This window comes from Sphingomonas sp. P2_B6 (assembly GCF_056404755.1).
Window position 1 is genome coordinate 199584 of sequence record NZ_JBFUDK010000005.1, and the last position, 25408, is coordinate 224991.

The window sequence follows — 25408 nt, forward strand, 5'->3', positions numbered from 1 at the left end:
ATGAACGGCGTATCCGGCGGTGCAGCCCCCTCCTCCCGCAGGCCCGGGCGCCGCTTCCTCGTCCTTGCGCTGATCACCGCAGTGCTTGCGGTCAGCACGGGCGACCGGGCGACCCTGTCGGTCGCGGCACCGGGCATCTCGCGCGATCTCGGCATCGGCCCGGTCGAGATGGGCTGGCTTTTTTCCGCTTTCTCCTGGAGCTATTTCCTCGCCCAGGTGCCGGCGGGCTATCTCGTCGACCGGATCGGCGCGCGGATCACCATCTTCGTCGCCGTGCTGGGCTGGTCGATCGCCACCCTGCTCACCACCGGCGTCGGCTATTTCGCGGCGCCGATCCTCGCCATCTATGCGCTACGCATTCTATTGGGCGTATTGGAATCGCCGGTAACGCCGGCCTGTGCGCGCGTCATTGCCGCCTGGTTCCCGCCGGACGAACGCGGCGTTGCCGGCGCCATCTTCAACTCGGCCCAATATCTCTCGCTCGCGGTCTTCACCCCGTTGATGGGCTTTCTGTTCCATTATTTCGGCTGGGAACACATCTTCTCGGTGATGGGCGCGATCGGCATCGCGCTCGCTCTGGTGTGGATCGGGCAATATAACTCGCCCCGCCGCGACCGGCGGCTGACCCCGGGCGAACTTGACGATATCACCGCGCGCGGGGCGCTGACTCAGCTGGGCGACATTGCGCCCCGCGCCGGGGCGAGCCCCGAGCCGGGCGCGGGCACGACAGTGCTGCGAATCCTTTCCAACCGTATGCTGGTCGGCATCTTCTTCGCGCAATATTGCATCGCGTCGCTGTCCACCTTCTTCATCTCCTGGTTCCCGAGCTATCTGGTCGAGGCCCGGCATTTCAGCATGCTGCAGGCCGGATTCGTCGCGGCGCTGCCGGCGATCTGCGGCTGTATCGGCGGCGTCTCCGCCGGATTCTTCTCGGATGCGCTGCTCAGGCGCACCGGATCGCTGACCATCGCACGCAAGGTGCCGATCACGATCGGCCTCTGCCTCAGTGCGACGATCATCCTGTGCAACTACACCGACGCGAACATGGTCGTCGTCGTCATCATGTGCGCCGCCTTTTTCGGCAAAGGCTTCGGTGCGCTCGGCTGGACGGTGATCGCTGACACCGCGCCCGCGGCGGCGATCGGCGTGACGGGCGCCCTGTTCAACGCGGCAGGCAGCATCGGCGGCATCATCACGCCGATCGCGATCGGCATGATCGTCGCACGCACCGGATCCTATGACGGGGCGCTGCTCTATGTGGGCTTCCACGTCCTGGCGGCCGTCGCGGCCTATTGGCTGATCGTCGGGCGGATCGAGCGCTATGTGCTGGACGCGCCCGCCGCCAGCGAGCGCACCGCCCGGTAGGTCAGGCATCCCCATGCCGCGGCTGAACCCGATCACCGGCACCGCGGCAAGCGCGGATCGGCCAGCGTCTTGCTGGCGGCGTCGCGCACCTGCTAAGCCCCGTTCACAGCATGGGGAATGCCGTTGGTTGATCGCGACCTCAGCCTTACCGATCATGAGGGCACCTTCCTTGCGCTGGTGCTGCGGATTCAGCCGGTCACGGCTTATCTCGTCTCCAAAATCTATGACGGATCGCCGGTCAGCAACTTCAACACCAGCAAGGGCAAGATCTACCCGCTGATCCGGCGACTGGCGGAGCGCGGGCTGCTCGACAAGCAGGTCGTCGAAGGCGATGCGCGGGGGACCGAGCAGCTGAGCTGCACGCCCGCGGGCGAAGAAGCAGTGCGCGCCTGGGTCAAGGAGATCCGGCCGAGCCATTTGCTGCTCGAGGATCCGCTGCGCACCAAGGTCCAGTCCTTCGGCCTGCTCGGCGAGGCAGAGCGGATCGACTGGATCCTGGGCGCGAAGGACCAGCTCGCCGCGCAGATCGAGCGGCTCGAACGCTATGAGCAAGGCGTCTCGGTGCCGTTCAAGGCATTCGTCCACGACAATGCGGTGCGATCGATCCGGGCACGGATCGCGTGGCTCGATTCCATGCTGAACCATTTGCTGCGCGGCGATATGGGGGCTGATTGAGGGCCGCCCCTTCTTAAGGCCGCCCCTTCTTCCTTCCCCGGCGCAGGCCGGGGTCCAGTCGGAAAGGTTGAAGTAACAGAGCGCAACGCCAATCAGAATCGTCCCCCGACTGGGCCCCGGCCTTCGCCGGGGAAGGATTTAGGGAGGCTGTAGAAGGTCAATCCGACGGAATCCGGCCATTGGCGATCATGTCGCGCACGACGCGGCGATAGCTGCGCCCGACCGGCAGCTTGTTTCCTGCGTCCGTGCCGAGCTGGTAGCTCCCCGTCGCCATCCTTTTGACCGAGGCGATGCGGTCCCGGTTGACGATGTAGGAGCGGTGGATGCGGGTGAAGCGTTGCGGATCGAGTTGCTCGAGTAACGCGGTCAGCGACTCCCGGTGCAGGTAATTGGCGTCGCCGACATGGAGCCGCACATATTCGCCCTCCGCAGCGACCCAGTCGACCCGGTCGAGATCGACCCGCACCGTCTCGCCGCGCCGCTGAACCCAGATATGGCGGGCTTCGGCGATGTCGCCGCCGGTCCGTTCGCGGCGCAGCGCGTCGAGCTGGCCGGCCAATTCGGTGAGGCGCGCGCGGGCACTGCGGTCCTCGATCGACCGGCGGATGCGGTCGATCGCGATCTGCAACCGCCCGAGCCGGATCGGCTTGGTCAGGAAATCGATCGCCCCCGTCTCGAACGCGGTCGCCGCGAAATGCGGATAGGCGGTGACGAACACGATCAACGGCGCGGATTCGCCGGCGCGCGCCAGTTCCTCGACCACGTCGAACCCGTCGAGCGCGGGCATTTCGACATCGAGCAGCACCGCATCGGGGGCGAGCGCCGCGATCTCGGCCAGCGCGGCGGTACCGTTGGCGGCGGTGCCGACCACCTCGATCCCGTCGATCCGGCCTAGCAGGTCCTGCAAGCGCTGGATCGCGAGCAATTCGTCATCGCACAGAAGAAGTCTGATCATCGCCTCAGCCCATCGTCGACCAGGGAAGTTCGATCACCACGAGGAAGCCGCCATCGCCCTGCCGCTCGGCCAGGAACAGGCAGTCCTGCCCGAAGCGCGCGCGCAGCCGGTCAGCGATATTGGCGAGGCCAACGCCAGTGCCCTTGCTGACCGGCGCGCCGCCGATCGGCGCGCTGTTGCGCACGGTGATGCGCAGCCTCTCGCCCTCATGCCGCGCGACGATCGACAACAGGATCGGCTCGAGGCTGGTCGCGACCGCATGGCGCACGACATTCTCGACCAGGGGCTGAGTGACCAGGCTCGGTACCAGCGCCGCGCGGACCTGCTCGGGCACGTCGATCTCGACCTTCAGCCGGTCGGGGAAGCGCAGTTCCTCGATCGACAGATAAAGCGACTGGAGCTCGATCTCCTTTGCGAGCGGGATGTCCTCATGCGGATCGAGCGACAGGCCCGCGCGCAGGAAGTCGGCGAGATTCTCGACCATCGCCTCGGCGCGCTCCGCCTCGCGCCGCGAGATCAGCGCGGCGATCGAATTGAGCGTGTTGAACATGAAATGCGGGTTGAGCTGATAGCGCAGCGCGCGGAGCTGCGCCGCATGCGCGACGCGCTGCAGATGCGCGATGCGCCGTTCGCGATCGCTCAGTTCCAGGCTCGACGTGACGGCGAGCAGCAGCGCGCAGAGTGCCGCATAGGACCAGAACCATTGCAGCAATGCCGCGAGGTAGAGCCCGACCGAAAAGGACTCCATGTTCGATTCGGGCACGAGCAATTCGAAGATCGTGAGGTTCGCGGCGCCATGGATGATGCAGCCCACGACCGCCATCGCCGCCGCCGCGCTCAGCTTGACCCGCATCGATCGGCTCGCCAGCCGCCGCAATTGCTGCGCGATCAGGAAGGACAGGCCGATCGCCACCACCGTCACGCAGAAGCGTGGCAGCAGATAGGACAGCTTCTCCTCTTCGCCCATGTTGAGCCGCCGCATCAGCGTCAGCATGGAGAATTGAGTCGTCCAGAACAGCAGGATGAACCAGGTCATCGTGCGACGGATCGCCCGGATGCTGTCAGTCTCTTCCGGCAGGTTTTCGATCTTCACGTGCATCCGCCATCGTAGCGAGCGACACCTTGACGGGTAAACAGCGCCACCGTGACGTTGGTCGGCCTCAGCGTGCCGTTCGCACCATTTATGCCGTTCGTCGGGGCCTCGGCGCTGTTCGCGGCATCCCGGGTGAGACGCCGTGTTGCATGGCTATCATACACCGCATGCACGGCACCGCACCCCGTTCCGACATCGTATCGCGCGCACCGGTCGCGCCGCCGATGATAGGTGCGGAAGGACGCCGTCCGCTGATCAAGCGGGGTGCGCTGACCGCGACGTTCGATCCGCTCGAAATCTGCTGGAACGGCAGCCGCGTGCCGCTCTCCCCGCTCGAAGCCGCGATCATGGCCCGGCTGATCAAGCGCGAGCGCGCGCCCTGGTCCGACCTGCGCGGCCTGCTCGCGGAGAGCAATGCGCGGCCCGACACCTGCGAAGTGCTGGTGTTCCGCATCCGCCGCAAGTTCGCCGCGATGGGCGCGAGCAACCCGATCGAGACGATCCGCGGCTGGGGCCTGCGCCTGCATGTCGAGCGTGACGCCCGGGGATCGCGCTCGCTATGGATCGGCGCGACCGAGGTTATGGACTGGTCGGCCGGAGTGTGAATAATGGCGCCATGCGATACGCTCTCGCCCTTGCCCTGATCGCCAGCTGTGCGTCCGAGCCCGCGCTGGCCAGGCCTTGCACTCATCCGATGACGCGACTCGCGTCGGCGCAGCCGGACGCACGTCGCCCGGCGCCGGCAGCCCCGCGCGCGAAGGAGGACAAGCGCCCGCCCTGTGCAATCCTGCAGAAATGGACGCCGGACACGATGGACCATCGGGAAGCGCTGGCCTAGGCCGCCGGATAGCGCACGGTCACCCGCAACCCGCCCTCGGCGCGGTTGGCGAAGATCACGTCGGCTCCGTCGCGACCCGCCAGCGCGCGGACGATCGCGAGGCCAAGCCCCGCACCGCCGGTCTCGCGATTGCGCGAGGTGTCGATCCGGTTGAACGGCTCACCCAGCCGCGCGAGCACCTCGGGCGGTACGCCCGGCCCGTCATCCTCGACGATCAGGTCGATCGTCCCCGCTCCGGTCGCAAAGCGCACCGTGACGGCGGTGCCGTAGCGCAGGCCGTTGTCGATCAGATTGCCGAGGATGCGTCGCAGCGACAGCGGCGTCGCGCGCACCCGGATCGGCCCGGCCGGCTCGATCGTCACCGCCTCGCCCAGATCGCGCCGCACCGCGACGAGCGCGGCTGCCGCCGCGTGGAGATCGATCTCGATCGGCGGCACCGCTTCCGCCTCGCCGCGTGCCAGGAACAGGGTATCGTCGAGCAGCGCCGACATCTCGTCCAGGTCGCGCACCGCGCCGTCGCGGTGGCGCGGATCGTCGATGAATTCGGCGCGCAGGCGAAGCCGCGTCAGATAGGTGCGCATGTCATGGGCGATGGCCGCGAGCACCCTGGTCCGCTCCCCCATCAGGTCGCGGATGCGTCCCTTCATCTCGTTGAACGACGACGACAGGTCGCGCACTTCGCGCGGACCCGCGACGGGCAGGTCGGGCGCATCGAGGCTTGTGCCGAACCGCCGAACCTCGCGCGACAGGCGAACCAGCGGCCGGGTCGTCTGGCGCACCGCAAGCGCCAGCGCGGCCAGCACGATCAACCCGCCGATCGCGCCCAGCCAGGAGCGCGAGCGGAAATAGCCGCGCATCGAGGGCGAGGGCCGGCTGGTCAGCACCATCGCGCCGCCTTCGTGCAACCCGATCGCCACGGTAACGGGCGCGAAGAAGCGCGCGGGGCGCGGATGCGTTCCGATCAGCCGGCCGAACCCGGAATGCCGGTCGTTAACCGCGATATCCCGCCGGGGCAGCGCACGAGCATAATAGAGCGACAGCAGTTCCAGATCGGGGGTGGGCGTGGCGGTGATAGCGGGCAGGTCGGGCGCGAGCGCCACGGTGTAGAGGCCGCCGTTAAAGGCATCGAGCAATGCCTGGCGCTGGCCGGCCGGCGCGCGATCGAGCGCATCGGCCATCGCGCGGGCTTCAGCAGGAAGCGGCAGATTATAGGGCCGCCGATCGTCGCCGCGCGTCGGCAGGCTGGTCGCCGCGACGATCAGCAATTGCAGCGCGACGAAGCCTGCGAGCAGGATCGCGGTGATGCGCAGCGAGAGGTTCGATGCGATCGTCATGCCCGTTCCACGCCGACCGTGAACTGATAGCCGCCGCCGCGCACCGTCTTGATCAGCGCAGCCCCGCTCGGGCGGTCGGCGAGCTTGCGCCGCAACCGGCTGAGCTGGACGTCGACCGCGCGGTCGAACGCGGCGGCGTTGCGGCCGCGGGTCCAGTCGAGCAGCTGATCTCGGTTGAGTACACGCTGAGGGTGCGTGACGAAGCACAGCAGCAGGTCGAACTCGCCCGCGGTCAGATCGACCTCCTCGCCCTCCGGACAGGTTACGCACCGCGCGCCGGCATCGATCGCCCAGCCGGCGAAGCGGTAGCGCTCGACCGGCAGGGCCGCCGTCACCCGGTGCTGCTCGCGCGTCCGGCGCAGCACGGCGCGAACGCGCGCGACCAGTTCGCGCGGGTTGAACGGCTTGGGCAGATAATCGTCGGCACCGATCTCCAGCCCGACGATCCGGTCGATATCGTCGCCGCGCGCGGTGACCATCACGATCGAGACGTCGCCCGCCGCGCGCAAGCGACGGCACAGCGAGAAGCCGTCCTCGCCGGGCAGCATCACGTCGAGCACCGCGAGATCGACGCGCTGGCGTTCATGCAGCTGGTCGAACTCGGCGGCCGTACGGCAGCCGATCGCGCGGAATCCCTCACGCGCGAGCAGATCGACCACCATCGAGCGAATCTCCCGGTCGTCCTCGACCACGGCAATGCAGCTATTTTCCATCGTCGCCAGATTGCCCTGCCCCACGCCCGCGCGAAAGAGGGGCGGCCCGGCTGTTACACTCTGTAACCAAGTGACACCTGATCGACGCCAACCGCTTACGCTATGGCTGCATAAGCCGGGGCGCGGCGGCCGGATCGCCGCCAGTGCAAGGAGTCATCATGTACAAGCATATGCTGGGTTTCGCCGCCCTCGCCGCCGCCCTGGGCACGGCATCGGCGACGCCCGCCGAGGCCCGTTCGCGCGGGCATGTCCTCAGCATCCAGGGCGCGCATGGGCGTGGCCTGGTCCAGACCCGCTCGGTCAACCGCCAGCGCGGCGCGGCTTCGGTCCATCGCGGCCTGCAGACCAATAGCGGCCGCGGCTATGAGGCATCGCGCAGCCGGGAATACGGCCCCGGCCATTATTCGAGCGACCGCAGCGTCCACGCCAATAACGGCCGCGGCTACGATACTTCGCGCGACGCGAGCTGGGGCAATGGCGGCTATAGCGGCGGCCGCACCACCACGACCGGCGACGGCCGCACCGCCGGCCGCTCGACCAGCGCGACCACCAATGGCGACGGCACGGCGAGCTACAGCAGCACCGTGACTCGCCTCAACGGCAACACCCGCACCGTCAGCGGCACCGTCCCCCGCCCCTGACACCCCGGCGGCCGCCCCCTCCGGCGCGGCCGCCGCTTTTCCGAAGGGCCCGAGATGACCAAGACATTCCTGATTGCCGCCCTGCTTGCCACCACCATCACCGCGCCCGCCGGCGCGCAGATGTTCGGCGCGGGCGATGCGATGGACCCGTTCGCCAATGCCGATGCCAATGGCGACGGCGTCATCACCCGCGCCGAATTCCTCGCCGCGCGCAGCGCCCGCTTCGCGAAGATGGACCGCAATGGCGACGGCGCCGTCGCGCGCGACGATTTCGGCCGGCTGCTCAAGCTTCGCCCCCAGGCGGGCGAGCGCCTGAACGCGCTGATCGCGCAGATGGACAAGAATGGCGACGGCCGGGTGAGCCGCGAGGAATTCGCCGGCGCCCCGACCCTGATGTTCGACCGCGCCGACGCGAACAATGACGACAAGGTCGACCAGGCCGAGCTCGCCGCGGCAAAACAGCTTCTGGAGACGCTGAAGGCGCAGCGGAAAGGCTGATGCCGCTCGGGCTTTCCCCACCGGGCGCCGTGGAGACATTATGAAAAGCCTGTTCCTTGCCGCCATCGCGGCGACCTCGATCGCGGCCGCCCCGTCGCCGCAGCCAAGCGGCGCGGTCTGCGAGGCGCAATGGCGGGATGCCGCGCGCAACCGTATCGTGCCGGTGCGCATCCGCATGCCCGCCGGCACCGGCAAGGTGCCCGTCATCCTGTTCAGCCATGGATTGGGTGGCTCGCTCGACGCCGGGACGCTCTGGGCCGAGGCCTGGGTGCGCGATGGCGACGCGGTGATCCACCTGCAGCATGCGGGCAGCGACAGCGGCATCATCGGCAGTGGCGGCCTTCGCGCCGCCATGTCGATCGAGCAGCTTCGCGCGCGGGCGGACGACGTGCATTTCGCGATCGACGCATTGGCGAAACACAGGCGCGAGGGCGCGTGCGACCTGACAAGGCTCGACCTTCATCGCATCGGCATGTCGGGCCACAGCTTCGGCGCGCAGACGACATTGTCGATCGCGGGGCAGCATTATCCGGTGGCCGGCATGAATTTCGGCGACGGCCGGGTGACGGCAGCGATCGCATTCAGTCCGCAGCCGCCCGTCGCCGCGCGCGATACGAGCGCGTTCGGCGGCATCAGCATGCCCTTCTTCTCGATCACGGGCACGAAGGACCAGGTCGCCTGGCTCAACACGGTCACGCCGAAGGACCGCGAACGCCCGTTCCGTGCCATGGCACCGGGCGGCAAATATCTGCTGGTGATGGAAGGCGCTAACCACCGCATGTTCAGCGGGCAGGACAATATCCCGCTGCCCGACAGTAGCCCGGTGCCGCATGTGCGCGAGGTGGTGGCACGGGCGACCACCTTGTTCTGGCGCTGGACCCTGCGTGGCGACATGTCGGCGAAGGCCGAGCTGGATCGGCTGGGCGCGACTCTCCCGCCGCCGGATCGCTTCGAAAAACGCTGAACCTGGCGGCTGCCCTGCGACAGCCGGTCAGCCCGGCCTATTTGCTGGCGATGTCGCCCGTCTCGGCCTTGTAGGTTTCCCGCACAAAGGCGCGCGCGGCGGTCTGCGTACGGAAGGTGTCCTCGAGCAGCTCGGCCGACACGAGCGGATAGCCTTGCGAATTATAGCGCGTGGTCCGCACGGTGACGCGGAATACGCCGTCCTCGTCCTTGGCGACGAGGAAGGGGCGAACGGGGATTCTGGACATAGATACTCCTCAGAAATGGGCCGCGAACAAGGACCGGTTTTCGGGCGATCGAATGGTCATGAGATGGCCGATCGGTCGCTGGGTCGCGACGACGCCGCTTTCACAAGCGGGAAGCCAGCGCCGCCGATTTGCGATTTGGCGCTCCCCGAAGGAGTGCCAGCAAGGGGCGTGTGGGCGCTATTGCCGCCGGTGGCAAGGGCGCTGTCCCGGAAAACGCCGTTCGCTCAGCCGCCGATCAGCGCGATCAGGTCGATCATCGCGCGCGCCGCAGGCAGGCCGGGCGGGGTCGCGACATAGCGCGGTTGCCAGTCGGGGTGGAACTTCGCCTTGAACGAGCGGAGGCCGGCGAAGCCGTACAGCGCCTCGGCATGGCCATAGATCGCATGGCCGATCCGCGACCAGCCGGGCGCGAGACGCCCGCCGCCCAGCCCCGACAGCGGCGCCATGCCCAGGTTGAAGCGTTTGTACCCGTGCGCCGCGCCCCATTGCATCAACGACACGAGCAGGAAATCCATCGTGCCATAAGGCGTATCGGGCAGATGCCGCATCAGGTCGACCGATAGCTCGCACCGGTTCCGCGTCGCCCAGATATTGGCGAAGGCGACGATCCGGTCATCCTGCCACAGCACGGCGCAGTCGAAGCGGGTGATGTAATCGGGATCGAATCGACCGATGCTGAAGCGCTTCTCTACCCCCGCCTTGCCGCGCAACCAGTCGTCCGACACGGTTTTCAGCGCGGGGCCATGTGCCGCGACGTCGGCTGCCGACAGGATTTCGAAACGCAGGCCAGCGGCATCGGCGCGCCGCACCGAATGGCGCAGCGACTTGGCCGCCGGGCCGTCGAGCGTGAAGCGATCGAGCGGCACATGCGCTTCCTCGCCATATTTCATCACCTGCAGACCGAGTTCGACCAGCAGCGGCAGCATCTCGGTGCTTGCCTGGTAGAAACACAGCCGGCCATGCGCCGCATCGCATTCGGCGCGGATCCGCCATACAAGCTCGGACCAGGCGGCAGCGGGGCCGACGGGATCGCCCATCACGACCCAGGTGCGGCCCTGTACGCGGTACATCAGGAAAGCGTCGGCCGAGGCCGAGACGATGAAATGCTTGTCGCCGGTGAAGGCCAGCGCCGCATCGGCCCGTGACGCGACTGCCAGCGCGCGATCGGCCAGGTCGCGCGGCAGGACGCTTTCGCCATGCGCGCGCACCGGCGCGACAAGCAGCCGCCACATCGCCACGGCGACGAGGACGACCACCGCGCCAACGCTCGCGCGCAGGAAACGCGGGGCATTGCCCTTCCACGCGAACTCCCACCAGAGATCGGTCGAATAGGGCACATGCTTGTAGGCGAAGAAGCCGGCCCAGAGGCTGAGCGCGAGCGCCACCATCGCCGCGGCCAGCCAGAGCCGCTGGAACGGCGCGTCGAACACCCCGGCGCGGCGGTAGAATGCCGGGCGGCAATATTGCAGGATGCCGGCGATCACCGCCAGGATCGCCGCTTCCTCATAATCCACGCCCTTCAGGATCGAGAAGATCGCGCCGCCGACCAGTAGCAGCCGCGCGGCGATGAAGCCGCTGCGCAGTCGGGCATTGATCGCCGGCGAGACGAGGATCAGCGCGGTACCCGCCAGGCTCGCCGAGAAATGCGATGCCTCGATGAACGGCAGCGGCACGATGTCGGCCAGCCAGAAGATGCGGTCATGCACCGCCGGCAGCGCGCCCGATACGAGCAGCACCAGCCCGCCGGTGAACACCAGCGCGGCCAGCAGCGGCGGCGCCAGGGCGCGGCTGGCCTGCTCGACCATCGACACGCCGGCCGCGATCGGCCGGCGCAGCCGCCGTCCCTCGAGCACACCGAGCAGTCCCGCCGCCGCGGCGAGCGGCAGAAGATAATAGACGATGCGGTAAAGCAGCAGCGCGGCGAACAGGCCGGGCCGGTCGCCCGGGACGATCGCCAGCATCACTGCCTCGAACACGCCGATGCCGCCCGGCACATGCGTGACCAGCACCGCGACCAGACCCACCGCATAGGCGACCAGGAACAGGTCGAGCGGCGGCGCGGAGGGCGCGGGGATCAGGACATAGAGCGTGGCGGCGGCGAGCAGCAGGTCGAGCGCCGCCACGCCGATCTGCGCGCCCATGATCGGCAGCGCCGGCACCGGCAGCGCGAAATCGCCCCGGCCGATCCGGTCGCGCCCGGCGGCGCGTGCGACGAACAGCAGGACAACGGCCACCAGCATGGCTGCACCCGCAACATGCCCGGCGAGCGGCGCGATGGTGACGATGCCGAGGTCGATCGGCACCCCCACGGAAAACAGCGCTGCCGCGCCGACCACTGCCACCCCGCCCCAGAACGTCGCCGAGGCGAGCAGAGTGACGCGCGCGACATCGCCCAGCTCCAGCCCGGCATTGGCGTAGACGCGGTAGCGCGCCGATCCGCCGGTCAGCAGCGACAGGCCGAGATTATGGCTGACGGTGTAGCTGGTGAACGAGGCGAGCGCCGCCGTCCGCCACGGCAGCGGCCGGCCGATCGCCCGAAGCGCCAGCAGGTCGTAGAGCGTCAGGCAGAGATAGCTGCCGATGGTCAGCGCCAGCGCCAGCCCGATCCGTGCGTCCGGAATGGCGTGCAACGCGGCGCGCACATCCTTCAGCCGCACCTCGGCGAGCAGGGCATGGAGCGCTGCGAAGCCGAGCAGGGCGACGACCAGCACGGCCAGCGCGACCAGCCAGCGGCGGCGGCGCAGCATCCACTGCGCCGCGCCCGACCGCGCCGGGGACCGGATCAGACGCGTTTCCAGATCTGCGACTTGCACAGAAACCCTCCGATCAGGCAGCCGGAGATCTTCAGCGTATCGGGCGAAAGCCGCTCGATCCGCGAGGAGAAGCTATGCCCCATGTCGGGCACATAGACGGTGCCGGCCCAGCGATCGCGCCCGACCCGGCGATAGTCCTTGAGCAGCTCGATACCGATGAGATGGTCGATCCCGGCATCGCGCGCATCGGCCTCGGCCGTCGGGGTCGCGGCGGCAATCGCGCCGCACAGCGCATCGCCGCACGGCGCGGTCCGCACCCGCAGCGTCGCCTTCGGATTCTGCCACAGGCCGACCGGCAGGTCGCGGGTCGCGGTCATGCCGCCGCCCCCGGCCGGAGCGCCGGCGAGCATCAACAGGAGCGCGGCGATCATGCGTGGATTCCCGGCAGCACGGGACGAAGCGCTGCGACGATCGTCGCGATCAGCCGGTGCGGGTCGTTGTTCAGGAAATGCCCGCCCGGCAATGCGATCCGCGTCACTGGTGCGGGGAGCAACGGACACAGGCTGTCGGTCTCGCGGACGCCATAGATGCAGGTCAGCGGCGCCCAGGAGAGAGTACGCGCCGCATCGAGCGCGCGGGCGTCGGGTGTGCCGCGATAGGAAAGATCGGTCGGGTCGGCGCGGAAGAACACGGTCTGGCCCGGCACCACCAGCACGATCGCCGCGACCTTCGTGCGCAGGTCGGCCGGCAGGCGGGCAGCACCGGTGCCGAGCACATCCGACCCGAAGGACTGGCCGATCAGCACGACCCGGTCGGCATGCGCCCGCGCGAGCGCGCCGCGCACGGCATCGGCGACCAGCCCGTCGACCTCGGCCCGGCTGCGGTGCCGGCCGAAGACCGTGGGGGAATTCACCCCCATCACCGGGATGCCGCGCACCGCCAGCGCTTGCGTGACATGCGGCCCCATGCCGAAGCGCAGGCCGAGATCACCCGAGAAGAACAAGGCGACGACCGGCACGCGTCCGCGACCGAAATCGCCGAACAGGCGGATCGGATCGCGATCGAAGAAGCCGGCCATCGCTGCCAAAGCCAACAGCGCGGCAGCAATCGCGAGCGCGATGCCGCCAGCCCAGTGCAGCGCCCTGGAAGAGGAACCGCGCCGCCTCGCGCGGTCCTGGAAGGTCATTTTCATCGCCCGCTCCTATGCCGGGCCGCCTGACGCCGTGATGGATGGAACATGAAAAACCCGTCATCCAGGCGCCTTGCCGCTCGTTGTCCTGAGATAGTGCCGAGCGGTGGGGACGATAACACAGACTAAGGTTTATCTCCGGGGAGGTGGCCTGCCGGTGCCGTTAGTCGCGCTTTCGGGTCGGCAAGCCGAACTTGCCTTTTTATATCCTATCCAAATGATAGGAATATCCGCGAAAGCAGGTAAGGTGCGACATGTTGATGGCCAATGATTCGATCGACGGCGTGGTCCTGGGCCTCGCTGCGGCGCGGCGGGACTGGCGCGCCGCGCACCAGCGCCACGCCAATGCCGGCACCGCGCGCTTCCCGTCGCGCGTGGCGCTGGAGTTCATGCTCGAGCATCTCGAAGCGGCACTGTTCCCGCAGCGGCTCGGCCATTTCGAGGGCACGACCGAGGACGTCTTCGTCCGGCTCCGCCTCGATCAGGCACTCGGCCTGCTCGAGGCGGAGATTGGGCGCGAGCTGCGTTACTGGGAAGCAGAAACCGGCGACCGGTTCGATTGCGACCATGGCGACACCATCGTCCGCCTGTTCGCCGCCGCCCTGCCCGAGATCCGCCGGCTGATCGACAGCGATGTCGCCGCTGCCTTTCAGGGCGACCCCGCCGCGCGCAGCGTCGACGAGATATTGATCTGCTACCCCTGCGCGGTGGCGGTGATGTACCACCGGCTGGCGCACCAGCTGTTCGAACTGGGCGCGCCGCTCGTCGCGCGCGTCATCTCCGAGATCGCCAATACCCGCACCGGCATCGACATCCATCCGGGCGCGACGATCGGGCCGAGCTTCTTCATCGACCATGGCACCGGCGTGGTGATCGGCGAGACCGCGATCATCGGCGCGCGCGTGCGGCTGTACCAGCATGTCACGCTCGGCGCGCGGCGCCTGCCGCCCGAGGACGGGCACAGCGTGCGCGAGCGCTTCGCCCGCCACCCGATCGTCGAGGACGATGTAGTGGTCTATGCCGGGGCGACGATCCTCGGCCGGGTCAGGATCGGGCGCGGTGCGACGATCGGCGGCAATGTATGGGTGACCGGGGATGTCGCCCCCGGCGCGCTGGTGATGCAGCCGCCGGCCTTGTCCTTCGCCGAGGGAGAAGGGCCGGCGCTGTTTCCGGAGACTTAAGCGCCCCCTCTCCCGTTCGCCCTGAGCTCGTCGAAGGGCTGTTCTTTCTGCCTGCGAAGAGAAGAACAGGGCTTCGACAACCCCGGATCGAATCCGGGGCCGAACGGCAAAGGTTGCGCAACCTTGTGCAAGGGCAGACATTGAGCATGGAGAGGAGATCGCCATGGCGACCGCTTTGAACATCCGGACCGACCTGCAGGAACGCGCCGCCTCGCGCGGGATCGTCATCATGCCCTCGACCCCGACGATCGGCGCCGAGATATCGGGCATCGGCCTGAACCAGCCGCTCGACGACAGCGTGGCCGAGATCGTCCGCGAGGCCTGGCTCACCCACAAGGTGATCTTCTTCCGCGACCAGGACGTGGATTATGAAAGCCATCTCCGCCTCGGCCGGCTGTTCGGCGAGCTGGAGGGCCATCCGGTCATCCCGCATGTCGAGGGCTATCCGGAAGTGCTGGTGATCCGCGGCGTCGAGGGCGTGCAGCTCACCGCCGACGCCTTCACCCCATTCAAGGCCTATAACAAATGGCACACCGACGTGACCTTCCGCGAGCGGCCGTCGATCGCTTCGGTGCTGCGCGCCCGGCTGTTGCCGGCGCTGGGCGGCGACACGATCTGGTCGGATACGGCGGCGGCCTATGAGGGCCTGCCCCAGCCGGTGAAGGACCGCATCGCGAACCTCGATGCCGAGCATGACATCGTCGCCAGCTTCGGCGGGCGCGTGAGCGAGGAGAAAAAGGCGCAGCTCGCCCGCGATTTCCCGGCGGTGGCGCATCCGGTGGTACGCACCCATCCCGAGACCGGCGAGAAGATCCTCTACGTCAACTACACTTTCACGACGCGGATCCTCGGCATCCCCGAGGCGGAGAGCAAGGAGCTGCTGCGCCTGCTCTACGATCGGATCAAGGTGCCCGAATATCAGGTCCGCTTCCGCTGGACCCCAAACGCGATCGGCATCTGGGACAATCGATCGACTCAGCATTATGCCGTCGGCGATTACTGGCCCGCCGACCGTGTGCTGGAGCGGGTGACGGTCTCCGGCGACGTGGTGACGCGCTAGAATGTTCGTTCCCGTCCCGGTGCTGATCGCGGCCGGCGTCGTCTTTCTGGTGCTGCTTGCATTGGCCCTGCGGTCGGCGCGCAGCCGCGATCCGTTGATGGGGGGCGGACAGGCGCCGGTCTATCGCGCGCCGGCTGCGCCTCGCCTTCCGGCCGAGGCACTTGCTACCTCCCTGCCGCCCGAGGTGGAGGAACAGGTTCGCGCGCTGCTCGCGGCGGGGCGGAAGATCGACGCGATCAAGCTGGCGCGGGATGCGACGCATCTGGGGCTGAAGGAAACCAAGGATCTGGTGGAATCGCTGGAGTGAGGCGGGTCGAGCGGATCAATCGCCCCCGTCACCCCGGACTTGTTCCGGGGTCCATCGTGCCGCAAACCGAACGCCGCAGCTCTTGCGGAACGATGGATGCCGGAACAAGTCCGGCATGACGGTTGAGATGTCGCGCCTGCCTCAGCGCTTCGTCACCTCGGCGATCACTGCCTTGCCCTGGTCGATCGCCGCCGCGGTGGTCAGCTTTCCTGCCTGCACCTGATCGGCATAATCCATCAGCCGCTCGCCCGAGGCCGAGCCGGTCTCGGCGACTTCGGCGACCGAGACGCCCTTGTCCTTCGCGATCGCCGCGTCCCAGGCGGCGCGGATCGCTGCCCAATAGTCCTTCGTCGCGGTCCAGTAATCGTCGGCCGCCTTCACGTCATAGGCGTCGTCCCTGGCATAGGTGTTGAGCACCGATTCCTGGACGAAGGGCACGATCTTCCCGTCGACCGGGCCCATCTTGATATTGTCCTGCCAGTGGATCCAGCCCGCGGGCGAGGGCGAGTGGCGGTTGATGCCGAGATAGCGATCGTAGCGCGGATGCCGCACCGCATCGCGGCGGGCGAGCGGACGCCAGGTCCAGCTGCTGCGCCAGCGCCGGACGCCGCCATCGTCAGTCCATTCGCCCCAGCCACCGTAACGCGGGGAATCGTCGGTCTGCCACACGGTCTGCGACCAGCGGCTCTTGCGCATCCGCTCCGGGATCGCTTCGACATTCCAGCGGCCATTGCCGGCATAAGCGAGGAACGACGCCGGCTCGAAGCTCCAGTCCTGGCGCCAGTGCTTGATCACCATGGTCTTGCCGCCTTCGCCGGTGACGACGAGCATATGCTGCAGCACGATGTGGCGGCCCGTATCTTCGATCACGCGGACGCTTTCATGACCGCCCGAGATCTTGGCCGGGATCGGGGTATAGTCGGCGCGCCAGGGCGTGGTTTCCTTCATGTCGAAGGTCACCTTGTAATTGCCCGCCATGGCGAGGATCGCGGCGCGATCCGCTTCGAACGCCGCCCTTTCCTCGGCGGCGCTGCGCGGCGCGACAGGACCGTCGGCGAGTACGGGCGCCGCGAGCGGAAGAGTGAGCAGGCCTGCGACGAGCGCCAGACGGAACGGGAATGTCTTCATAAGCATGGTTCCTCGTGATGATCGGACAAGAGGGGGAGAGAAACAGTCCCGGGGGGCAAATCCGGTGGGTGCGACTGCTTCCCTCCCCAGCCCCTCCCGGAGAGGTAGGGAGGGGAAACGGTCAGAACTTCGCGGTCAGCGACACGCTCGCGTTGCGGCCGGGCTGGGTATAGGCGTCCGTGACGGTCGAGCTGGCGGCGAGCCCGCGCACATCGCTCCACCAGGCATATTTGCGGTCGAAGACGTTGAAGATGCCCGCCCGCAGGGTGAGCACATCGGCGACCCGGACATAGGCGGTCGCATCGACGATGGTGAAGCTGTCCGGGCGATAGGCAGTGGACGCAGCGTCGGACTTGGGCTTGCGCGCCGAATAGGTCGCGACGATCTGGCCGCCGAAGCGCCGGTCGGGCGCGTCATACCCGATACCGCCGACCAGCTTGACCGGATCGACCGTCACCAGCGGCGATTTCACGCCATTGGCGCCCGTGCTGGTGCCCTTGGTATAGCTGGCCGCGAACCGCGCGGTGACGCCCGCGACCGGGGTCACGTCGATCTTGCCTTCCACGCCGCTGATGCGGGCACGGGCAAGGTTGATGAACTGGAAGATGATCGGATCGGCGGGAGTGCCCGCATGAGTGCCGACCATCTCCTGGCTGATGAAGTTGCGGTACTTGCCGGTGAAGCCAGTCACGCCGGCGCTCACCACGGGCGTGACGATGCGCGCGCCGCCCTCGAAGCTTTCGCTGGTCTCGGGCCGGAGATCGGGATTGGGGATCGAGCGATAGGCGAATTGCGGCGAGGTCGGGTTGTCGAAGAACTGGTTGACCTGAGTCGGCGACGGCGCCTTGAAGCCGCGCGCATAATTGGCGAACAGCCGGATCGGGCCAAAGGTCGCCAGCGCGGCGAGCTTGGGCGAGACCCGCGACCCGCTCTGCTTGCCGGGGGGCGCCGAGGCCGTGGGGACGAGCGCGTCGGGCTTGGGCGTCAGCGCATAATGATCGAAGCGCAGCGCCGGGAACAAGGTGAAGGCCCCATCGGCAAGGCCGATCTCATCCGAGATATAGCCGCCGACCAGGGTATAATCAGTGATCGGGAAGGCGCGGGTCGGGAAGACGTCGGGCGCGGTCGGCACGGTGCCGCCGCGGATGCCCTCCTGCCGGGTGACGCTGACATCGCCGCCATAGACCAGCTTGTGCGTCAACGCGCCGGTCGCGAAGTCGCTGCGCAGTTCGACGCTTGCGCCATAGACGCGATTCGCGAAGGTGTTGAGGCGCGTGCGGTCCGCCGCGGTGTTGCGATCCTCGGCGGTGAACTGGCGGTTCTCGCCGTCCTGGTACCAGCCCGTCACATGCGCCGAGGCGATCGCGCCGGTGCCGGTATAGAGCCAGTCGAGCGCCACGCGGTCGCGCTTGGTGCGGTCGCTTGCGGTGAGGCCGATCACGCCGGTCGCCGGGACCGGCACGGCGGCGGAGATGCCGCTCAACACGGTCGTGCGCACATGGCCATCGAGATGATCATAGGTCAGGCGGACACGGTTATGGTCATCGGGCGACCAGACGAGCTTGGCCAGCACCGAATTCGAGCTGGTGTCCTGCGGGTTGGGCGCGGTGCGGTTCGCGTTGGGCGATCCGTTGGTGCCCATGTTCTCGAGCTCATGCCCGTCGCGGCCGGTATAGGCGATCATCGCCGACCAGTTGCCGATCGCCCCGGCGACGATGCCCGTTTCGGAGAACTGGTCGTCAGCCGAATCGAAGCCTGCACGGGCGATGCCGCCAAAGCTCTTGCCGCCGGTGAGGAAATCCTGCGGATCGCTGGTCACGAAGCTGACCGCCCCGGCCAGGCCGTCGCTGCCATAGAGCGCCGAGGCCGGGCCGCGCAGAATCTCGACCGACTTGACCACGCCGAGATCGACATAGTCGCCGCGCCCGGCCGACTGAGCGCCGAATTCGAACCCGTCGGGCACGCGCACGCCATCGACCTGGATCAGCACGCGATTGCCCTCGAGCCCGCGGATGTTGAAGCCGGCATTACCGTCGCGTCCGGTGACGCCCTGCGCCGCGCCGAAACGGGTCGGCGCACGGCGAACGCTGACGCCGGGTTCGAAGCGGACCAGATCCTTGATGTCGCTCGCGAGCTGGTCGGCGATCGTCTCGGCGGTGATCACGGTGACGGTGGCGGGCACGTCGGAGATCAGCAGCGGCGTGCGCGTCGCGGTGACCGTGACGAGGTCCTTGTCCTCGTCGGCGGGGCGAGCCTCGTCGGCGTGCGCGACGCCGACGGCCAGCGCCCAGGCGATCGCGAGCGCGGCGGCGCCGGTGCGGATGGGCGCGCGCGGCGTGGTGATGTGGTCGATCATGATACCCCCGAAGTGACACGTAATGCTAATGCGAGTGATTCGCGTTTGCATCTGCTAGGAGTGATGGGGGCGGGTGTCAATTCGCCGACGAAGAAGCTCGCATTCCTCCCCGGCACGGGGAGGAACTAGGACGGAAATTGCGGGTACTGGACGTTTACGGAAAGCGCGCTATATACCGATCGGTATGGAACAGGATCTTGCCCCGGCACCCACCAAGGGACGGCCCCGGGAATTCTGCGTGGAAAGCGCGCTCGCCTCCGCCCTCCGGGTTTTCTGGAGCCGTGGCTATGAAGGCGCGTCCATGTCCGAGCTGACCGCCGAGATGGGCATCACCAAGCCGAGTCTCTACGCCGCGTTCGGTAACAAGGAAGCGTTGTTCCACAAGGCGCTCGACCTCTATGAGCGCGAAAAGCTCGCTTATATGCGCTACGCACTCGACGCGCCGACCGCGCGCGGGGTGGCGGAGAAGCTGCTGCGCGGCGCGCTCGAAATCCAGATGAGCAATTGCGACCCCAAGGGCTGCCTCGGCGTGATCAGCATGAGCGCGTGCGGCCTCGAGGCCGAATCGATCAAGGCCGAGGTGGTCAAGCGCCGCGCCTCCTCCGAAGCCGCGATGATCGCGCGCTTCGAGCGTGCCAGGGAAGAGGGCGACTTGCCCGAGACGATCGAGCCGGTCGCACTGGTGCGCTATCTCACCGCGCTGCTGCAGGGACTATCGGTTCAGGCGGGTTCGGGCGCGACCTGCCAGGAGCTGAGCCAGCTGGTCGAAACCAGCCTCTCGGTCTGGCCCACTCGATGATTGAAATTAATTGTACCCACCGGTATGAAAGGCGCTTGACGCGCCGCAGCATGGCGTTATATACCGATTGGTATTGAATGCGGGTCCTTCACCGGCTCGCCATGGCGGAGGGAAACGCCCATGACCAAGTCGGACTGCTGAACCACCTGCGAGCGGCCTGAGGCCACTCGCGCATCATCATTTTCGAGGATCGGGGAGCGGATGGCATGAGGCCGTCCGTGCTGGTCTTTTTACGCCCCGAGCGCATCCGCCCGCGAGACATGGTGTCGTCGCGCTCGGCGCCCCGTGGCCAATCACTTCAAGGGGAATAGCCATGGCCTATCTCGACATCGACAATATGTTCGCCGCCCCCGTCCGCAGCCGCGCGATGGAGGTCTCGGTCGCGCCGGACGGCGAGACCGGCAGCTTCTCGGCGCTCGAATGGAGCGTGATCGCGGTCTCGCGCCGCGACACCTTGTCCAGCCTGGAGGAGCCCGGCCGGGTCTCCCGCGCGCTGGGCGGCCTGTTCGGCATCGGCACCCGCTCGCGGCTGGCCGACACCAGGCTCGAGGCGCTGCGCCGGCTCGCCGTCCATGCCTGGCGCCGCGGCTATGCCATCGCCCAGGCCGAGATCGACCGGTTCCTCGACGCCGGCTTCACCCTTTCCCAGGCCGAGACCCTGGTGGCCAGCGTCACCGGCGACCGGGTCGGCCTCGTCCAGATCTACGCCAATCCAAGGATCGCCGCATGAACATGATCACCCCCATCGAGAGCACGACCGCGCGACCGCTGGTCGACGGTTTCAACCGCATGTCGCGAACGCGGCGTGCGGCGATCGTCCTCATCCCCCTGGCGATCGTCGCCGCGGCCGGCACCAAGCTGGCCGGTGAGTCCCCGGCCGTTGCCGCCGCTCCTCCCCCGGCGGCGGTAACGGTCGCGGCACCTCTGGTGCGCGAGGTCAACGAGTGGGACGACTATGTCGGCCGCTTCGCGCCGAGCCGCACGGTCGAGATCCGTCCGCGCGTGGCGGGCGAAGTGACCGGCATCCATTTCCGCGACGGCGAGATCGTGCAGAAGGGCCAGCTGCTCTTCACCATCGATCCCCGCCCGTTCGCCGCGGCTCTGGCCGAGGCGCGTGCCAATGCGGCGAGCGCGCGCAGCGCGCTGGCGCTGGCCCAGGCCGATCTCGGCCGCGCGACCCGGCTGATCGCCGATGAGGCGGTGTCGGCGGGTGAAGTGGATTCGCTGCGTGCCAAGGTGCAGGCAGCGCAGGCCGCACTTGCCGCCGCCGATGCGCGCGTCCGGGTCCGGGCGCTCGACATCGAGTTCACCCAGGTCCGCGCGCCGATCGCCGGCCGCATCTCCGACCGCAAGGTCGATGCCGGCAACCAGGTCGCGGGCGGCGAGGGCACCAACGGCACGGTGCTGACCACGATCAACGCGCTCGACCCGATCTACTTCACCTTCGACGGGTCGGAGGCGCTGTACCTGAAGACGCAGCGCGCCCGTCAGCCCGGCGCCGAGCCGGCGGCGGTCGAGATCCAGCTGCAGGACGAGACCGAGCATCGCTGGAAGGGCCGCCTCGACTTCACCGACAATGGCCTGGACCAGCGCAGCGGCACGATCCGCGGTCGCGCGGTGCTGTCCAACCCGGGCTATTTCCTGACGCCCGGCATGTTCGGCAACATGCGGCTGGCGAGCGGCGGCAAGGCCCCGGCCCTGCTGGTGCCCGACACGGCCATCCAGACCGACCAGGCGCGCAAGATCGTGTTGACGGTCGACGCGCAGAACCAGGTTTCGGCCAAGCCGGTCGAACTGGGTCCGGTGGTCGACGGCCTGCGCGTGATCCGCTCGGGCATCGGGCCGAAGGACCGGGTGATCATCGCCGGCAACCAGATGGCGATGCCCGGCGCCAAGGTCGCCCCCACGGCAGGCCGCATCGCCGCCGCGACGACGGCGTCGGCCGCACCGGCGGTGTCGCTGCCCGTCGCCGGCGAGGCGACCATCGCGAACTGATACCAACCACCCCGTTCGCCCTGAGCTTGTCGAAGGGCTGCTCTTCTTCTCGACGGTGAGAAGGAAGAACAGTGCTTCGACAAGCTCAGCACGAACGGTGGTGAAGATATTTCCTCTCTGAAGGACGAAATCCATGCGCTTTTCGCGCTTCTTCATCACGCGGCCGATCTTCGCCGCGGTGATCGCGGTCGTCATCACGCTTGTCGGTGCGATCGCCTATATGACCCTGCCGGTGTCGCAATATCCCGACATCGTGCCGCCGACCGTGACGGTCAGCGCTGCCTATCCGGGCGCCTCGGCCGAGACGGTCGCGGAGACCGTGGCCGCGCCGATCGAGCAGGAGATCAACGGCGTCGACAACATGCTTTACCAGTCGTCGCAATCGACCGGTGACGGCAAGGTCGTCATCACCGTCACCTTCAAGCAGGGCACCGATCTCGATGCCGCGCAGGTGCTGGTGCAGAACCGCGTCGCCATCGCGGTGCCGCGCCTGCCTGAGGAAGTGCAGCGGCTCGGCGTGGTGACGCGCAAGACCTCGCCCGACTTCCTGATGGTCGTGAACCTGATCTCGCCCGACAACTCGCTCGATCGCGGCTATATCTCCAATTACGCGCTGACCCAGGTGCGCGACCGCCTCAGCCGCATCGACGGCGTGGGCGACGTGCAGCTGTTCGGGTCGCGCGACTATTCGATGCGCGTCTGGATCGATCCCGGCCGCGCCGCCGCGCTCGACCTGACCGCCGGCGAGATCGTCGCGGCGCTGCGCGCGCAGAACGTGCAGGTCGCCGCCGGCACCCTGGGCCAGCCGCCTTATGCCAGCGGCAACGCCTTCCAGCTCAACGTCGAGACTCAGGGCCGCCTGACCGACCCCAAACAGTTCGCCGACGTGGTGATCCGTACCGATCCCGATGGCCGCCAGGTCAAGGTGTCGGACGTCGCCCGGGTCGAGCTCGGCGCGCAGGATTACGGCTCCAACACCTATCTCTCGGGCAAGCCGACCGTGATCGTCGCGGTGTTCCAGCGCCCCGGCTCCAACGCGCTCGCCGCGGCGGAGGGCGTCTCCGCCGAGATGAAGTCCATGTCCGCCCGCTTCCCCAAGGGGCTCGAATACAAGGTCATCTACAACCCGACCGAGTTCATCGCGCAGTCGATCGACGCGGTGAAGGACACCTTGCTCGAGGCGATCGTGCTCGTCGTGCTCGTCATCCTGGTGTTCCTGCAGAAGTGGCGCGCGGCGATCATCCCGGTGGTCGCGATTCCCGTGTCGCTGATCGGTACCTTCGCGGTGCTGGCGGCATTCGGATATTCGCTCAACAACCTGTCGCTGTTCGGGCTGGTGCTGGCGATCGGCGTGGTCGTCGACGACGCGATCGTCGTCGTCGAGAATGTCGAGCGCAACCTCGAGCGCGGGCTCTCCCCGCTCGAGGCGGCGCGTACCTCGATGGACGAAGTGTCGGGCGCGCTGGTCGCGATCGTGCTCGTGCTCTGCGCGGTGTTCGTGCCGACGGTGTTCCTGACCGGCCTGTCGGGCGCCTTCTACCGCCAGTTCGCGGTGACCATCTCGACCGCGACGATCATCTCGCTCGTCCTGTCGCTGACCCTGTCGCCCGCGCTCGCCGCCCTGCTGCTCCGCCACAAGGAGACGACCGGGAGCGAGAACCGCTTCCAGCGGATCGTCAACCGCGCCGGCGACGCGTTCAACCGCGGCTTCGAGCGGATGAGCCTTGGCTATGCCGCGCTGACCCGCCGGCTGGTCAGCGCGCCGAAGAAGATGATGTTCGCTTATGCGGGCCTCATCGCGCTGACCGGCGGGGTGTTCTGGATCACGCCGACCGGCTTCGTGCCGGCGCAGGACCAGGGTTACTTCCTGACCGTGATCCAGCTGCCGCCAGGCTCCTCGATCGAGCGGACCGACGCGGTGATGCGCAAGGTCGCGGCCAAGATCCTGCCGCTCAAGGGCATCAAGGGCTCGGTCATGCTGGCCGGCTTCGACGGCCCATCCCAGACGCTCGCGCCCAATTCGGCGGCGGCCTATTTCCCGCTGCAGAGCTTCGAGGAACGCAGGAAGCTCGGCGTCACCTTCCAGGGCATCATGGCCGAGGCACGCAAGGCGACCGCCGACGTGAACGAGGCGCGGCTGCTGATCGTGCCGCCGCCGCTGATCCAGGGCATCGGCTCGGCCGGCGGATACCGGATGATGGTGCAGGATACCGAGGGACGCGGTTACGCCGATCTGGGCAAGAATTCCTATGACCTGATCGGCAAGGCCAACCAGACCAGCGGCCTCGCCCAGATCTACACCTTCTTCGACACCGCGACGCCGCGCATCTTCACCGATGTCGACCGGACCAAGGCGAACATGCTCGGCGTGCCGCCCGAGCGGGTGTTCGAGGCGCTGCAAGTCTATCTCGGCTCGGCATTCGTGAACGACTTCAACCTGCTCGGGCGCACCTATCGCGTCACCGCCCAGGCCGATGCGCCGTTCCGCAACACCACCGCCGATATCGCCAACCTGAAGACCCGCTCCAATTCGGGCCAGATGGTACCGATCGGGTCGGTCGCGACCTTCCAGGACAAGACCGGGCCGTACCGCGTCGTCCGCTACAACCTCTTCCCCGCGGTCGAGGTGGACGGCGACACGGCACCCGGATTCTCCTCGGGCCAGTCGCTGGTGACGATGGAGAAGCTCGCCGACAAGACCCTGCCCGCCGGCTATTCCCATGAGTGGACCGGCATCGCCTATCAGCAAAAGGCAGCGGGCAGCACGGCCGGCCTCGTCTTCCTGATGGCGGTGGTGTTCGTCTTCCTGGTGCTGGCAGCGCAATACGAGAGCGTCACCCTGCCGCTGGCGATCGTGCTGATCGTGCCGATGTGTCTGCTCGCGGCGATGACCGGCGTGAACCTGCGCGGCATGGACAATAACGTCCTGACCCAGATCGGTCTGGTCGTGCTGATCGCGCTGGCCGCGAAGAACGCGATCCTCGTGGTCGAGTTCGCCAAGCAGGCCGAGGAGCAGGAAGGCCTGTCGCCAATCGAGGCGGCGGTGCGGGCGGCGCAGACGCGTCTCCGCCCGATCCTGATGACCAGCTTCGCCTTCATCCTCGGCTCGGTGCCGCTGGTGATCGCGACCGGCGCGGGCGCCGAGCTCCGCCAGGCGCTGGGCACCGCGGTGTTCTTCGGGATGATCGGCGTCACCGGCTTCGGCCTGCTCTTCACGCCGACCTTCTATGTCGTCTGCCGGGCGCTCGCGATGCGGTTCACCCGCCGTCGCGAGCACCAGCTGCCGGCGACTCTTCAGCCCGCCGAATAAGGAGCGG

23 protein-coding genes are annotated in these 25408 nt (G+C 67.8%); 13 read left to right on the top strand and 10 right to left on the bottom strand.

The window, feature by feature from the left end:
* On the top strand, nucleotides 1–1365 hold the full coding sequence (locus AC1DX5_RS09730) for an MFS transporter (protein ID WP_478015223.1): 1365 nt from the start codon (nucleotides 1–3) through the stop codon (nucleotides 1363–1365).
* 123 nt (nucleotides 1366–1488) lie between these two features.
* Nucleotides 1489–2040 (top strand): hypothetical protein, encoded by a 552-nt coding sequence (locus tag AC1DX5_RS09735; RefSeq protein WP_478015125.1) that lies wholly within the window; start codon nucleotides 1489–1491, stop codon nucleotides 2038–2040.
* 157 nt (nucleotides 2041–2197) lie between these two features.
* On the opposite strand, the gene AC1DX5_RS09740 is transcribed toward AC1DX5_RS09735, so the two are convergent.
* Nucleotides 2198–2995, bottom strand: coding sequence for a LytR/AlgR family response regulator transcription factor (locus AC1DX5_RS09740; protein ID WP_465174867.1), 798 nt, complete (start codon nucleotides 2993–2995; stop codon nucleotides 2198–2200).
* A 4-nt stretch (nucleotides 2996–2999) separates the two neighbouring features.
* Nucleotides 3000–4088, bottom strand: coding sequence for a sensor histidine kinase (locus AC1DX5_RS09745; RefSeq protein WP_465174868.1), 1089 nt, complete (start codon nucleotides 4086–4088; stop codon nucleotides 3000–3002).
* A gap of 149 nt (nucleotides 4089–4237) precedes the next feature.
* Between AC1DX5_RS09745 and AC1DX5_RS09750 the strand changes: the two genes are divergently transcribed.
* Nucleotides 4238–4693: a hypothetical protein gene (locus AC1DX5_RS09750; RefSeq protein WP_478015127.1), complete on the top strand. Its 456-nt coding sequence runs from the start codon at nucleotides 4238–4240 to the stop codon at nucleotides 4691–4693.
* A gap of 229 nt (nucleotides 4694–4922) precedes the next feature.
* Here AC1DX5_RS09750 and AC1DX5_RS09755 read toward each other — a convergent pair whose 3' ends face one another.
* Entirely contained in the window at nucleotides 4923–6260 is a 1338-nt protein-coding gene (locus AC1DX5_RS09755) for an ATP-binding protein (protein WP_478015129.1), read from the bottom strand.
* Entirely contained in the window at nucleotides 6257–6973 is a 717-nt protein-coding gene (locus AC1DX5_RS09760; RefSeq protein ID WP_465173994.1) for a response regulator, read from the bottom strand. Before AC1DX5_RS09760 ends, AC1DX5_RS09755 begins: the two co-directional genes overlap by 4 nt.
* 158 nt (nucleotides 6974–7131) lie before the next feature.
* On the opposite strand from AC1DX5_RS09760, the gene AC1DX5_RS09765 reads away from it, so the two are divergent.
* From AC1DX5_RS09765 to AC1DX5_RS09775, 3 genes are read left to right on the top strand one after another with little or no spacing between them, the layout of a single operon-like run.
* Nucleotides 7132–7614, top strand: coding sequence for a hypothetical protein (locus AC1DX5_RS09765; RefSeq protein WP_478015130.1), 483 nt, complete (start codon nucleotides 7132–7134; stop codon nucleotides 7612–7614).
* 54 nt (nucleotides 7615–7668) lie between these two features.
* Complete coding sequence (locus tag AC1DX5_RS09770) at nucleotides 7669–8112, top strand: EF-hand domain-containing protein (RefSeq protein ID WP_478015132.1); 444 nt, start codon at nucleotides 7669–7671, stop codon at nucleotides 8110–8112.
* A gap of 40 nt (nucleotides 8113–8152) precedes the next feature.
* A complete protein-coding gene (locus tag AC1DX5_RS09775) occupies nucleotides 8153–9076 on the top strand; it encodes an alpha/beta hydrolase family protein (protein ID WP_478015134.1) in 924 nt (307 codons plus the stop codon).
* Between the two features lie 37 nt (nucleotides 9077–9113).
* Here AC1DX5_RS09775 and AC1DX5_RS09780 read toward each other — a convergent pair whose 3' ends face one another.
* From AC1DX5_RS09780 to AC1DX5_RS09795, 4 genes are all read right to left on the bottom strand, one after another.
* Nucleotides 9114–9323 (bottom strand): hypothetical protein, encoded by a 210-nt coding sequence (locus AC1DX5_RS09780; RefSeq protein ID WP_465170704.1) that lies wholly within the window; start codon nucleotides 9321–9323, stop codon nucleotides 9114–9116.
* A gap of 224 nt (nucleotides 9324–9547) precedes the next feature.
* Nucleotides 9548–12136, bottom strand: coding sequence for a bifunctional lysylphosphatidylglycerol flippase/synthetase MprF (mprF, locus tag AC1DX5_RS09785; protein ID WP_478015136.1), 2589 nt, complete (start codon nucleotides 12134–12136; stop codon nucleotides 9548–9550).
* Nucleotides 12106–12507: a DUF2147 domain-containing protein gene (locus tag AC1DX5_RS09790; protein ID WP_478015138.1), complete on the bottom strand. Its 402-nt coding sequence runs from the start codon at nucleotides 12505–12507 to the stop codon at nucleotides 12106–12108. Before AC1DX5_RS09790 ends, mprF begins: the two co-directional genes overlap by 31 nt.
* The gene (locus AC1DX5_RS09795) at nucleotides 12504–13268 is read right to left on the bottom strand and encodes an AcvB/VirJ family lysyl-phosphatidylglycerol hydrolase (protein ID WP_465170707.1); all 765 of its coding nucleotides are present in this window, start codon (nucleotides 13266–13268) and stop codon (nucleotides 12504–12506) included. The genes AC1DX5_RS09790 and AC1DX5_RS09795 overlap by 4 nt, the downstream gene beginning before the upstream one ends.
* Before the next feature lie 257 nt (nucleotides 13269–13525).
* Here AC1DX5_RS09795 and epsC point away from each other — a divergent pair, with 257 nt between their 5' ends.
* The 3 genes from epsC to AC1DX5_RS09810 all read left to right on the top strand — a co-directional run bounded on the left by epsC (nucleotide 13526) and on the right by AC1DX5_RS09810 (nucleotide 15813).
* Nucleotides 13526–14446 carry a serine O-acetyltransferase EpsC gene (gene epsC / locus AC1DX5_RS09800; protein WP_465170708.1) on the top strand — a complete coding sequence of 307 codons (921 nt, stop codon included), beginning with the start codon at nucleotides 13526–13528 and terminating at the stop codon, nucleotides 14444–14446.
* Nucleotides 14447–14609: 163 nt separating this feature from the next.
* On the top strand, nucleotides 14610–15506 hold the full coding sequence (locus AC1DX5_RS09805) for a TauD/TfdA dioxygenase family protein (protein WP_465170709.1): 897 nt from the start codon (nucleotides 14610–14612) through the stop codon (nucleotides 15504–15506).
* Between the two features lies 1 nt (nucleotide 15507).
* Entirely contained in the window at nucleotides 15508–15813 is a 306-nt protein-coding gene (locus AC1DX5_RS09810; RefSeq protein ID WP_465170710.1) for a ribosomal protein L7/L12, read from the top strand.
* Nucleotides 15814–15954: 141 nt separating this feature from the next.
* On the opposite strand, the gene AC1DX5_RS09815 is transcribed toward AC1DX5_RS09810, so the two are convergent.
* Entirely contained in the window at nucleotides 15955–16941 is a 987-nt protein-coding gene (locus tag AC1DX5_RS09815) for a DUF6607 family protein (protein WP_478015140.1), read from the bottom strand.
* 121 nt (nucleotides 16942–17062) lie between these two features.
* Nucleotides 17063–19297 carry a TonB-dependent hemoglobin/transferrin/lactoferrin family receptor gene (locus AC1DX5_RS09820; protein ID WP_478015142.1) on the bottom strand — a complete coding sequence of 745 codons (2235 nt, stop codon included), beginning with the start codon at nucleotides 19295–19297 and terminating at the stop codon, nucleotides 17063–17065.
* A gap of 184 nt (nucleotides 19298–19481) precedes the next feature.
* On the opposite strand from AC1DX5_RS09820, the gene AC1DX5_RS09825 reads away from it, so the two are divergent.
* The 4 genes from AC1DX5_RS09825 (at nucleotide 19482) to AC1DX5_RS09840 (ending at nucleotide 25401) form a co-directional block, all read left to right on the top strand.
* Nucleotides 19482–20096: a TetR/AcrR family transcriptional regulator gene (locus tag AC1DX5_RS09825; protein ID WP_465170713.1), complete on the top strand. Its 615-nt coding sequence runs from the start codon at nucleotides 19482–19484 to the stop codon at nucleotides 20094–20096.
* 313 nt (nucleotides 20097–20409) lie between these two features.
* Complete coding sequence (locus AC1DX5_RS09830) at nucleotides 20410–20826, top strand: hypothetical protein (protein ID WP_478015144.1); 417 nt, start codon at nucleotides 20410–20412, stop codon at nucleotides 20824–20826.
* On the top strand, nucleotides 20823–22091 hold the full coding sequence (locus tag AC1DX5_RS09835) for an efflux RND transporter periplasmic adaptor subunit (protein ID WP_465170715.1): 1269 nt from the start codon (nucleotides 20823–20825) through the stop codon (nucleotides 22089–22091). The genes AC1DX5_RS09830 and AC1DX5_RS09835 overlap by 4 nt, the downstream gene beginning before the upstream one ends.
* Before the next feature lie 133 nt (nucleotides 22092–22224).
* Entirely contained in the window at nucleotides 22225–25401 is a 3177-nt protein-coding gene (locus tag AC1DX5_RS09840) for an efflux RND transporter permease subunit (RefSeq protein ID WP_478015145.1), read from the top strand.
* The last annotated feature ends 7 nt before the right edge of the window (nucleotides 25402–25408 follow it).